Raw genomic sequence first — 11801 nt, forward strand, 5'->3', positions numbered from 1 at the left:
TTGAATGCACCATTTATTGCAAGCTTGCAAGATGGTATAGTTATAAGAATTAACTACATTGAGGGGAATCGTGCTATGTCTGTGTATAAAATTTTGCTCGCTGATGATGAATTGGCGCTTCGCTTTCTGCTTACCGAAACGTTATCTGACGAAGGTTATGAGATTACGGAGGTTGAAGACGGTCAGCAAGCGATCGAACAACTGCAGAAAGAAGTGTATGATTTAATCATTCTCGATTACATGATGCCTGAACGAACAGGTGTGGAAGTTTGTGAATGGCTGCGCAATAGCGATAATCCGAATAAGCAATTACCTCTTATTTTATTAACAGCCAAAGCGCTTGATAAAGATAAAGAGAAGGCCAAGGCTGCTGGTGTGACGACGTATATCGTTAAACCGTTCAGCCCCATTCAACTGCTGGACACGGTTCAGGAATTATTAAAAGGCCAGGTAAAATGAAACCACGATTTAGATAACTTGATAGATATAAAGGGTGATTGTCTGCTATGAGCAATTCAAAGGAAGAGCTTGATCCACATCTAAGTTCGGAAACAGATCGAGATATAAGAATTTTAAAACAAGGCAAGAAGCTGTTTATTCGAGAATTTGATAAACAAATGAAACAACTTGCTGCTTTGCTTGTTACGATAAGCACCTTGCCTGTCCATCAGGATTTATTGCAGTTTTATCGTATTGCACATACCCTCAAGGGGAGTGCGCCTATTTTTGGGTATTTGCGTATAGGTAAGATTGCCGAAGAGCTTGTTCGAGTTTGGGAATGGACACAGTCGATAAATAAAGATAACGGCAGTGCTGTTTTGTTTGACATGCCGATTCTTGAAAGCATAGAGCGCAGTCACAGTGCACTTCGTGAAATGACGATGGAATATGACATCGGCGTAACTGAGATTGAATTAGACGAACAACGTGACCCAAGCGGCGGATCCCTTCTGGGAACATTGAAGGGTCGTTTGCTTCTTGTTGATGATGACGAAGTGCTCCGCTGCTATTTAACTCGGCGTTTGCAGCTTGATGATTGTATGGTAGACGAAGCTTCTGATGTTGAATCTGCGATTCTGTTGCTGCGTGAGCACACGTATGATTTAGTCATCCTTGATCTTATGATGCATCCGCAATCCGGTTATGAGCTGTTCGAATTTCTGAAAGAAGATCCAACTTTGAAATGGCTGCCACTCATTGTGCTTTCCGGCCGTAATGATTTGAATGATAAAGTACGCTGCTTTCATCTGGGGGCCGACGATTATGTGACGAAACCATTCCAGTATGAGGAATTAGCCGCAAGAATATATGCTCTTCTGAAAAGAACCAAAAACTTTGAACAACTTGCCTTCCGAGATCCTCTCACAGGTGTATTCAATCGTCGATATTTCCATCTTCAGATCGGTCAGGAATTACAACGGATTGAGCGATATCCGGCATCGATCTCACTCATATTCATTGATATTGATTTTTTCAAACGCATCAATGACAGTTATGGTCATCATGTTGGAGACCTGGTTCTCCAGGGCTTGGCCCATCTTCTGCAGATTAACTTGCGAACGACGGACCTACTGGCTCGTTTTGGGGGAGAAGAATTCGTTATTGCCCTTCCGAATACGACAGGTGAACAGGCTACTGCCGCTATTCAGCAAATATTGGATAAAGTCCGCCTTAATCCGGTCGCGCATAATGTCGGCCAACCCTTTTCGATTACTTTTTCGGCAGGCGTTGCTGAGTGGCAGCAGGGAATGAGCGTTGAGGATTGGATAGCCAGAGCCGATGAGACGATGTATCAAGCTAAACAACAAGGTCGAAATCGTGTTCTTCTGGCATCGGAAGAGGATAGCTTGGCGGAGCCAACCTTATCAGCTCGTCATGTGCCTGTACCAAAGAAACGTCTGTTGATCGTGGATGATGATCCTATTTTGCGAGCCATCCTAACTTCTCATTTGGAACATTTACCGATTTCAATTACACATGCTCCAGATGGAGAAGCGGCATTGCGTTTATTATCGGAAACCGTCTTCGATGCTTGTATCCTAGATGGTATGATGCCAAAATTGGATGGATTTACTGTATTGGAGCAGCTGCGGAAGGACCCTAATTTGGCTCAAAGAAACATGAAGGTCCTTATGCTTTCAGGTAAAAAGAAGGAAGATGATATGGTCAAAGGGCTTCAATTAGGTGCCGATGATTACATGACCAAGCCATTCTCCTTAGTTGAACTTGAAGTTCGCGTGAAGTTCTTGATGAAATTAACATAAAAGATGGGGAGAAGGTGTATACCTGCTCCTCTTTTTATTTTTTAGCCCGTTATGACGTTGATTGGGATGAAGATGTGAGCATCTTGCGAATTTACTTCTAATGAGGTTTGCTGGAGAGCAGCTTTCTGCTAGAGTAAGAATAGAATCTGTTAAGCTGGAAAGGAGTTCATTGAATGTCTGATAAAGAAACTCTCGTACGTTTCGGAATTTCAATGCCACAATCCTTAATTGAACAATATGACCGCCTTATTGCTTTACAAGGCTATGATAACCGGTCCGAAGCGATACGTGATCTTACGCGCAAAGCGCTGCTTGAATCCAGTTCTATGCAGCTTGATGAAACCGTCGCAGGAACGATTGTGATGGTATATGACCATGAGTTTAGTGATTTACCAATGACTCTAATGGAGCTTCAACATGATTACCATCATGTTATTATTTCAACGATGCACATCCATTTGAACCATCAGCAATGCTTGGAAATATTAGTTGTTCGCGGTAAAGTAATGGAGCTCAGAGAGCTTCAGCAGCGAATACAAGTATTGAAGGGTGTGGGCTATGCCGAGCTATCCGTTACGCATGTGGACGACCATGGGCAGGCGCACGAACATGAAGGTGGGCATTCTCATGCTCATAGAAATTCGCACAATTCGTAGTTGGTTTGGATATTTGTTAAAATAAGGGCGAGGAGGTGCATAATGTCAGATAGATATTTCAGTCTGGAAGAAGCGAATCGTATGCTTCCCTTTGTTGATCAGGAATTGAGAAAGATGCAAGCATTGAAACGTGATTTCGAGGAAAAATATACAGAGCTTCGCAGAAAAAAGAACGAGGAGGCTGGGGCCGTTGGCAAAGGCGAGAAGGACCCCTATTTTTTTATGGAAACAGAACTTGAATTTATTCAGATTGAGGCCCGCGGTCTGATACACAACTTTCAGTCGACGGGTATTGAACTCAAGGATATAGTGACAGGTCTAGTTGACTTTCCGGCACGAATGGATGGACAAGAAGTGCTGCTTTGCTGGAAACAAGGAGAAGACAGAATTCGATACTACCATGGCAAGCATGATGGTTTTGCTGGTCGTAAACCGATTTCGGATTAGAGGAGCAATGATGCAAAAAGCTATCTTTCATGGATTGAAACGATTCCAACTCAAGTTTATCGTTCTAATGTTTATTCTAGCTACCGTTATTTGGAGCGCAGTCATTGCGCCGCAGACAGCGTCTGCGCATGCGTCCCTTGTGGAAGCTACGCCGGAGTCGGGCAGCAAGCTGCAAGAGTCGCCAGCTCAGGTAACGGTGACCTTTAATGAGCAATTGGACGCAGGTCTATTTTATATTAAAGTATTCGACCACAACGGTAATGAGGCAACAAACAATAAAGCTCACCTGAACAAGGCGGGGACAGGTGTAGAGCTTGATTTGCCGAAGCTGCCTGAGGGCGTTTATTTGATCAGCTACCATGTCATTTCGGCAGATGGGCATCCCGTTGGAGGAAGTTACCCCATTACGATTGGTAATCCGCCGCAAGAAGATACATTGGATCTGCCGTCTGCACACGAAGGGCATGAGCACGGAGCAGGCCCGCTAACTACGAAGGTACTGCTGCAATATTTATCTCGCGGAATATGGTATTTCTTGGTTTTAGCCTTAACGGGATGGATCATATGGTTAAGGTTTTCTAGCGCTGGAGGGGCAGAAGTCAAGAAAGCTTTATCTTCTTGGACATTGAACCTTCAACGTGCTCAGTTGGTTGCGCTGCTGCTGCTTATTTTCACGCATATCGAAGATTTGTTGGGCGGTGGAGGTGTTCAAGAGATTTGGCAGCTCTTTACGGGTACGACGATTGGAATTTCATGGATCGTTCTTATGGTTCTGTCTTTTCTTGGATTTGTGCTTGCGGGCAGACGGGCTTGGTTAGATATCGCATGGACCTTAAGTTTCCTTGCTATGAAGAGTTTTAGCGGTCACGCGGCATCTTTTTCGCCAGCGTGGGCCACGATAGGACTTGATTTCATTCATTTGGCAGCCTCGGCTTTATGGGTGGGCGGCTTGATGCTTCTATATGCAAAATGGCGTAAGCAAGATCATGACATCCGTATGTTTATGAAGACTTTCTCGAAGATGGCCTTTATCTCAATTATTGTGCTGACAATAACAGGTTCCTTGTCGGTATTGCTGTTTTTACCAAACTTGCATTACTTGTTTTACACGACATGGGGAATTTTGCTGCTTGTGAAAATAGGGATTGTTGTGCTCGTTGGTATGGTTGGTTTTGTTATTCGCTTATATATGCGTAACAAGAATGAGCACAAAGCCTTTCCATGGATCAAGGTGGATCTATCTCTGATGATTGTCATTATGCTGCTTGTCGGAATCATTACCTATATGGCCCCTATCCCTGCTAATGAACCGTTGCAGTGGCATCAAATGGGCGAGAAGGTTCATGTTTCCGTTGACATTACACCCAAGGTGCAGGGAACGAATACGTTTCTAGCCAAAGTATTTCTTCCTGAGAAGGCAGGGAAACCGAAGCAAGTCTTGTTGATCTTTCATTATACGGATGCAGAAGATGTCGCTCCTATTTCTGTCCCATTAACGGCATTCGAGGATCAAACGCAAGAAGAGTCTTATGGTTTTGCTAAATACAGTTACAAAGCTGTGGGAGCGTATCTTCCTTTCCGCGGAAACTGGGACTTAGAGATGCGTGTCATGGATGCGGAAGATAACGAAACGGTGTATCACAAAGCATTCATCGTTTATTAGTAGAATCAGAAGGCGGGTGAGTGATTTGGCTTGGCATTCTATACTTGATCAGGATCAATTAACCTTAAAACTAGATGATGAAGATAAGGCCGCTTTACTTGAAGTGAATGATGGCGGCATTTCACCGAATTATGTGACCGTTCGTTTGAAGGGAGCGGAGATCGATGCTCTCATGGATGCTTTGCAGCGAATCAAGGCGTCGATTCAATAACGTTCATGCATGTTTAGAAACAATATGCAAATAATGATGCATCAAGTCCATGGGAAGCCGTCTTCGAACAAGCTAAGATATATCTAGGAGCTTAGATGATCCTTACTAAAACTTAGTAACGAATAAGGCAGGTATCTGTGGATGACAGGACAACGAAATATTACATTTGTGCAAGGCATTGCTTTATACATGGGGGCTGTTCTTGGTTCCGGAATATTAATTTTGCCGGGCTATACGGCTGATGTGGCCGGCCCCGCTTCCATTATTTCCTGGATCATTCTTTCCTTGCTAAGTATCCCCATTGCGTATACGTTTGCGCGATTAGCCTTGAAGTTTGATCATTTTGGCGGCATTGCGACAATTGTTCAACATGCATTCGGGACAACTTGGAGCGCGATTGTAGGATGGTTCTTTTTCGTTTGGGTCGCAACGGGCCAAGCGGTTGTTGGCTTGACGGGGGCCTCCTATATCACGGAAGTGCTGCATCTACCGCGGATTTATTTGTATGTGTTTGCTTGTTGTTTTCTCGTCGCTGCGATGCTTAGTAACTTTCTAGGCATGCGAATAAGCGGATTAGTGTCGCTTTTACTTAGCGGAGCTGTACTCGTATTATTACTTACAACGATTGTGATTGCCCTCCCTACGATGGAAGTGCAGCACTTTGAACCCTTTGCTCCTCACGGAATAACGGGTATCGGCCGAGCCTGTGTCCTTATATTTTGGGCCTTCTTCGGCTGGGAAAGCATTACTCATCTCGTACCCGAGTTTCGCAATCCACAGCGTGATGTGATGCGCAGCACGTGGGCGAGCGTATTCATCATTGGCATCGTCTACATCTTGCTATCTGTTGTCACTGTTGGCACGCATACCTATGGGGATCAGGGAATGGATGCTCCGTTATCTGTCCTGATGAGCAAGACCATTGGCGTCAGTGCGGGGGTTGCCACAGCGCTTATAGCTTGCATCGTATGCATAGGGACACTAAATGTATATATCGCAAGCTCATCACGTCTAGCTTATGCGCTAGCGACAGAAGGCAAACTGCCTGGATGGTTTGCCAGGATGAGTGGAAAAGGCTTTCCCTATCGAGCAGCTGGTTTTGTGTTCGCCACTAACACGATTGTGCTTATTGTCAGTTATCATTTCTATATCTCCGTAGATACATTAATTATGATTCCAACAACGCTGGGCATTTTGGTTTACATCATCGCTTCTTTCGCTTGCCTTAAGCTGCTCTGGAAGGACAGGATAGGGCGCATCTCGGCGATGATTGCTTCGATATGCTGCCTGCTGGTTGCGCCATTTTCGATGGGGTTCCTTATTGTGCCGATCATCGTTTCGATAGGCTGCCTAGTTTATTTACGATGGCGTGGCAAACATATAACCTAAAAAAGGGTTGTCCCTTGGTCATAACAGACCATGGAGACAACCCTTTTTTGATAGATAGAAGTATATGTCTATACGTTTGCTTCGCATCTACCTTGACAAACTCGCGTGTCTCTGAAGGACGAGGAAGTCGTTATCCTCGATGCCATCTAAAATAAACTCCAATCATAGGCTTGAGACAGCGTGGATAGAAGATCTACGCCAGCGGTACTATTTCCTTTGCGGTTCAATGCGGGACCTACAGCGCCTATGCCGTAACGCCCTGGCACCATGGTCAAAATCCCGCCGGATACGCCACTTTTAGCCGGAAGTCCGACATGCATGGCGAACTCACCGGAGGCATTGTACATACCGCAGGTCGTCATGAATGTCTTCGCGATTTGCACAAAGCGCCGCGGTATCATACGTTGATTGCGAATGGGATCTATCCCGTCATGGGCGAGAACAAGAGCCATACGGGCTAAATCTTTACATGTAACATCGACCGAGCAATGGCTGAAATATACGTTTAGTACATCATCGACTGCCTGGTCCAACACACCGTTGTGCTTCAGGAAATAGGCTAGCGAGCGATTTCTGTGCGCAGTGTCCGACTCAGACTGAAACACATCTTGATTGATCTCCAGTGTAGGGTTATCGGCAATTTCACGGAAGAAAAGGAGAATACGTTCTATCTGCTCCTTGGGCCCATTGCCGACGATCAGGGAGGATATCGCAATCGCACCGGCATTAATGAGCGGGTTGAAGGGAATTCCTGGCTCTACAAGCTCGAGCTTCAGCATGGAATTAAAGTTATCCCCGGTTGGCTCCATGCCAACTTTGGAGAAGACCTTATCCTCGCCATTATCCATCAAGGCCAAGATGAGTGTAAAAACTTTCGATATACTTTGCAGAGTGAAGCGGAATTCAAACTCGCCACCTACAACCGTGTTCCCTGAAGCATCCATGATGCAAATTCCCAGAATATCCTGGGGGGCGTTCGCCAGCTCAGGGATGTAAGAAGCTACAAGGCCTTTAGATGTATGTTGTTTACTTTCCTCCACCCACTCGGAGATGTGTTCATTCAGATGCTTCCAGGTGTCTTCTTGTTGTTGATTGTAGCCCATGTAGGAGCCGTCCTTCCTCACGACATAAGTCTGATAAAGCCCTGTTCTAAGCTTTCCAAGCTTGTGGATGGTTATCGCTGATTAACTCAACTGCGCTTGCATTAGCGATGACTTGCTCCGGATTTTTGCAGCCCGGAATGACGCTTGTGACAGCATCATGCTTCAAGCACCAAGCAAGTGCCCATTTGGCCATATCCATGCCTTCGGGGACTTCTTCCTTCTGGATGCGCTGCACTTCCTCAAGCTTTTGTTTGACGCTGTCTGCATCATGACGATGGCGAACGTCGGTCTTGCCAAAGACGGCGCCCGGTTTATATTTACCGCTCAAATATCCACTGGCTAGAGGCACACGAGCGAGAACACCAAGATCCTGATCTACACATGACGGCAAAACAAGTTCTTCTGGTGCCCGGTCGAGACGATTATATACAACTTGAATGGCTTTTGAGTTCACTTTAGTGGAAGCTTCCGTTTGGTGAATATTCGCATTACTTCCGATAGAAGTCCCCAAATGACGAATTTTCCCCGCTTGTATTTGCTTATCCAGCGTTGTCCATAGCATATCGTTATCAAACAAATCATCTGGACCGGAGTGAAATTGGTATAAATCAATATAGTCCGTTTGCAAAGCTTTAAGGGAATCATCCAGTTGTTTGATAACACCTTCTGAACTGAAGTCATCGGTCCGGGTGAATAAGTTATGGAAGTGGTGACCGAATTTTGTAGCAATAACCCAATCCTCACGGTTTCGCCTTGATAAGTAATTTCCGATGAAAGATTCAGAGAGATGATCGCCATAGCATTCAGCTGTATCGATTAGGTTAATTCCAAGCTCCCTCGCTTGATCCAAGATCGCATCAGCTTCATCCTGTGTGTATGTAAGGCCCCATTCTCCGCCGAATTGCCAGGTGCCGACACCAACGATGGAAACTTTCAAGTCTGTTTTACCAAGTCTACGATATTTCATCGAGCTCACTCTCCTTAGGGGTTTTCCATATTTATTATACAACAATATTTTATTTTATTTTAATGTTGAGGCATCGAAAATCGCTTACTGTATAGAGTAGACTTAGATATGTCATAGAAAGGGAGTCGTGTTGACATGAAATCGATCTTGAAAGTAATCAAAGACTGGGTACCAAGCATCGCCTTTGCGGTTATCGTAGCCCTGGTCATCAATACGTACGTTGCTCAAGCGATGACAGTTCCTACGGGTTCCATGCTTCCAACCATTCAGTTGAAGGACGAGTTGATTGTGGAGAAAATGAAGCCATTAACTCATTTCAATTTTGGGGATATCGTTGTTTTTTGGCCGCCGCTGGCTGATAATAAAGATCGTTATGTGAAACGTCTGATCGGATTGCCGGGAGACACGATAGAAATTAAAGACGGTGTTCTGATCCGAAACGGTCAAAAAGTAGATGAACCCTATGTGAAATCGCCAATGACTTATACGTTTCATCAAGTTACAGTGCCAGAAGGCAATTATTTATTCCTAGGTGATAATCGAAACGATAGTTTTGATTCGCATTTGTGGCCGACCCCGTTTGTTCCGGAAAAAGACTTAATTGGCAAAGCAGTTTTTCGCTTATTTCCCTTGAACCATATAGGAACGATTGAATAGCTCATAATTAGAAAAATGCTCCTATCCTCGTTGAGAGGAAGGGAGCATTTTTTTATTGTACTTAAGCGAGTCCTGTTGAAAGCTCAGCATCTTTCTCGGCATCATCTTTTTTCGGCTTGCGATCAGACACTTTAATATTTCCGATGAAGAGAGTCAATACAGCGCCAAGCAGCACGAACACTAAGCCTATAGTAAACACAAGGTGAAGGGAAGAGACCAGGGCATCCTTTAGAATAGGCAGCAAGTGCTGCACGAATTCTTTTGGCATTTTGGCCAAAGCCTCAGGACTTAACAGGGAAGAATATAAAGCTTGCGGATTCGTATGAATCATGTTAGTCAATTGATTGGACAGTTCGCTTGCTTCCGCAGGAAGCTGTTTGACGACTGGCGTTAAGTTTTGCTCAAGCAACACACTTGATTTGTGATTCATAACAGCACCGAGAATCGTCATCCCAAAGGTACCGCCGATTTGACGGAAAAACTGACTGGAAGAAGTGACGACACCAAGCTCTGATTTCGGAAAGCTTTCTTGCAAAGCCAGAGTCAGGATCGGCATAACGAGACCCATACCTAAACCTAGAATCATCATATAGCTGGAAGCCAGCAATTTCGTTGTAGTCATACCCATAGTGCCCAAGAATAAGAAACCGACAGCCATAATGATCATACCCAGCAGCATTTGTTTGCGAACGCCAATTTTTTGAATAAATTGACCTGAAATAATGCTGGCAACAATCATGGTAATCATCATAGGTGTCATAACTGTACCTGAAGCGGAAGCGCTAATTCCGACGATACCTTGCATGAAAAGAGGAACGAACATGATGGCTCCGAACATACCGACAGCCATTAGAAAGCCGACTCCGTTAATCGTTGTGAATGTTCTATTTTTGAACAGTCGAACAGGGAGAATGGGTTCCTGTGCTCTGTTTTCAATCATGACGAAGGAAACGAGAGAGACGATGGCCAGAACGAACAGACCAATGATTTGCCAAGACAACCAAGCATAATCCTTACCGCCGAATGTCAGAGCAAGAAGCAAACTCACAACCCCGACAATCATCGTCACGATACCGGGAATATCAAATTTAACGTTGCCTACGGCTTTATGTTTAGGAAGAGCGATGGAAATTAATATAACCGCCAAGATACCAACGGGAAGGTTGATATAGAACACCCAACGCCAGTTTAAAGAATCGACAATCCAACCGCCAACTTGGGGTCCAATAACTGTGGATAAACCGAAAATAGCCCCGAAAACACCTTGCCATTTGGCGCGTTGTTTACCTGTAAATAAGTCCCCAATAATAATCATGGCCATCGGCATCATAATACCGCCGCCAATACCTTGCAATCCGCGGAAGAGGATGAGCTCCGTCATGTTTTGCGACATACCGCACAACGCAGAAGCGCCGATGAAGATGATTAAGCCTGTGACATAAATGACACGACGACCAATCAAGTCCGCTAGCTTACCTGCAATTGGCACAACGACCGTAGATGTTAGCATGTAGGCTGTTGTTAACCAAGCCATAAGTCCGAGACCGCCAAATTCCCCGACAATACGCGGCATAGCCGTTCCTACGATTGTGCCATCCAAGGCACCAAATAGCATGGCAATGATAAGTCCGGTTAGCAGCAGTCCACGATTCTTAAGCTCGGGAGCTGAGGCTTCGATGGTGTCGTCTGAAGCTGTTTTCTGAATAGTTTCCATGTGTTTCACTCCTTGATGTTAATAATAGGATGCAAGCTTTTCGAAAGATTCAACCAGGATGCGAAGCTCATCCGGTGGCAATTGGGATAAACCTTTTGCCATGAATTGCTTATGAACTTCTTCTGCTTGTTTGAGAACTTCTTTGCCATGCTCCGTTAATTCGACTAATACGATGCGTCTATCGGTATCATGATGCTTACGTATCACATGTTTGCTTTGCACGAGTCTATCGATCATGACCGTTATCGCGCTTGGCTTGACGCCCATTTTGTCCGCCAGATGACTTTGTTTGGGACTGACTTCTTTGCGAATCATATACAACATGAAAAATTGCGGCATTGTCAGATCAGTAGCAAGTTCAGTGAAAACCGCTTGACCTATTTTGCGATGCGTTAACTCGAATGAAGTACGAAATCGATCAGTATAAGATAGCAAGAGCTCATCCATTGCGTTCCTCCTTCAAGTAATAGTTAAATAGTCAGAATATTAAATAAATTAACTATTAAATAATTTAATTATTAAACTGTTTAAGTAAAATATACGCCGATTGAATTCCGGTGTCAACTGGAGATTTCTTTAAAGTAATGCTCATCACTTGCATATCAAGCGTATCTTGCATATAATTACTCATAAATATACGTTGAAATGCTTTGACGGAGAAGAGTATGCAGTGCTTCTTGACAGGGAGGGAAAGCCAAGGATTGAGAGCTATCCCCGAGAATCAGGCTGC

12 protein-coding genes are annotated in these 11801 nt (G+C 44.5%); 8 read left to right on the top strand and 4 right to left on the bottom strand.

Annotation, left to right across the window (positions count from 1 at the left end; genetic code table 11):
* Positions 1 to 75: 75 nt before the first annotated feature.
* The 7 genes from FU659_RS02875 (at position 76) to FU659_RS02905 (ending at position 6630) form a co-directional block, all read left to right on the top strand.
* Complete coding sequence (locus FU659_RS02875; protein WP_147946159.1) at positions 76 to 459, top strand: response regulator; 384 nt, start codon at positions 76 to 78, stop codon at positions 457 to 459.
* Positions 460 to 506: 47 nt separating this feature from the next.
* Complete coding sequence (locus FU659_RS02880) at positions 507 to 2264, top strand: GGDEF domain-containing response regulator (protein WP_147946160.1); 1758 nt, start codon at positions 507 to 509, stop codon at positions 2262 to 2264.
* Positions 2265 to 2437: 173 nt separating this feature from the next.
* Positions 2438 to 2920 (top strand): nickel-responsive transcriptional regulator NikR, encoded by a 483-nt coding sequence (gene nikR, locus FU659_RS02885; protein ID WP_147946161.1) that lies wholly within the window; start codon positions 2438 to 2440, stop codon positions 2918 to 2920.
* A gap of 42 nt (positions 2921 to 2962) precedes the next feature.
* Entirely contained in the window at positions 2963 to 3367 is a 405-nt protein-coding gene (locus tag FU659_RS02890) for a DUF2203 domain-containing protein (RefSeq protein ID WP_147946162.1), read from the top strand.
* Complete coding sequence (locus tag FU659_RS02895) at positions 3330 to 5030, top strand: copper resistance CopC/CopD family protein (RefSeq protein WP_187273860.1); 1701 nt, start codon at positions 3330 to 3332, stop codon at positions 5028 to 5030. Before FU659_RS02890 ends, FU659_RS02895 begins: the two co-directional genes overlap by 38 nt.
* A 16-nt stretch (positions 5031 to 5046) precedes the next feature.
* The gene (locus FU659_RS02900; RefSeq protein ID WP_187273861.1) at positions 5047 to 5241 is read left to right on the top strand and encodes a hypothetical protein; all 195 of its coding nucleotides are present in this window, start codon (positions 5047 to 5049) and stop codon (positions 5239 to 5241) included.
* Between the two features lie 141 nt (positions 5242 to 5382).
* On the top strand, positions 5383 to 6630 hold the full coding sequence (locus tag FU659_RS02905; RefSeq protein ID WP_147946165.1) for an APC family permease: 1248 nt from the start codon (positions 5383 to 5385) through the stop codon (positions 6628 to 6630).
* Between the two features lie 146 nt (positions 6631 to 6776).
* Here FU659_RS02905 and glsA read toward each other — a convergent pair whose 3' ends face one another.
* Both glsA and FU659_RS02915 read right to left on the bottom strand, forming a co-directional pair.
* Positions 6777 to 7733: a glutaminase A gene (glsA, locus tag FU659_RS02910; RefSeq protein WP_147946166.1), complete on the bottom strand. Its 957-nt coding sequence runs from the start codon at positions 7731 to 7733 to the stop codon at positions 6777 to 6779.
* A 46-nt stretch (positions 7734 to 7779) separates the two neighbouring features.
* Complete coding sequence (locus tag FU659_RS02915) at positions 7780 to 8700, bottom strand: aldo/keto reductase (protein WP_147946167.1); 921 nt, start codon at positions 8698 to 8700, stop codon at positions 7780 to 7782.
* A gap of 135 nt (positions 8701 to 8835) precedes the next feature.
* On the opposite strand from FU659_RS02915, the gene lepB reads away from it, so the two are divergent.
* Positions 8836 to 9357, top strand: a complete 522-nt coding sequence (lepB, locus tag FU659_RS02920) for a signal peptidase I (RefSeq protein WP_147946168.1) — start codon at positions 8836 to 8838, stop codon at positions 9355 to 9357.
* 61 nt (positions 9358 to 9418) lie between these two features.
* On the opposite strand, the gene FU659_RS02925 is transcribed toward lepB, so the two are convergent.
* Both FU659_RS02925 and FU659_RS02930 read right to left on the bottom strand, forming a co-directional pair.
* Complete coding sequence (locus FU659_RS02925) at positions 9419 to 11071, bottom strand: MDR family MFS transporter (protein WP_147946169.1); 1653 nt, start codon at positions 11069 to 11071, stop codon at positions 9419 to 9421.
* Positions 11072 to 11089: 18 nt separating this feature from the next.
* Positions 11090 to 11518, bottom strand: a complete 429-nt coding sequence (locus FU659_RS02930) for a MarR family winged helix-turn-helix transcriptional regulator (RefSeq protein ID WP_147946170.1) — start codon at positions 11516 to 11518, stop codon at positions 11090 to 11092.
* Positions 11519 to 11801: the final 283 nt, after the last annotated feature.

It is taken from the genome of Paenibacillus sp. N3.4 (assembly GCF_008017805.1).
Classification (GTDB): domain Bacteria; phylum Bacillota; class Bacilli; order Paenibacillales; family NBRC-103111; genus Paenibacillus_E.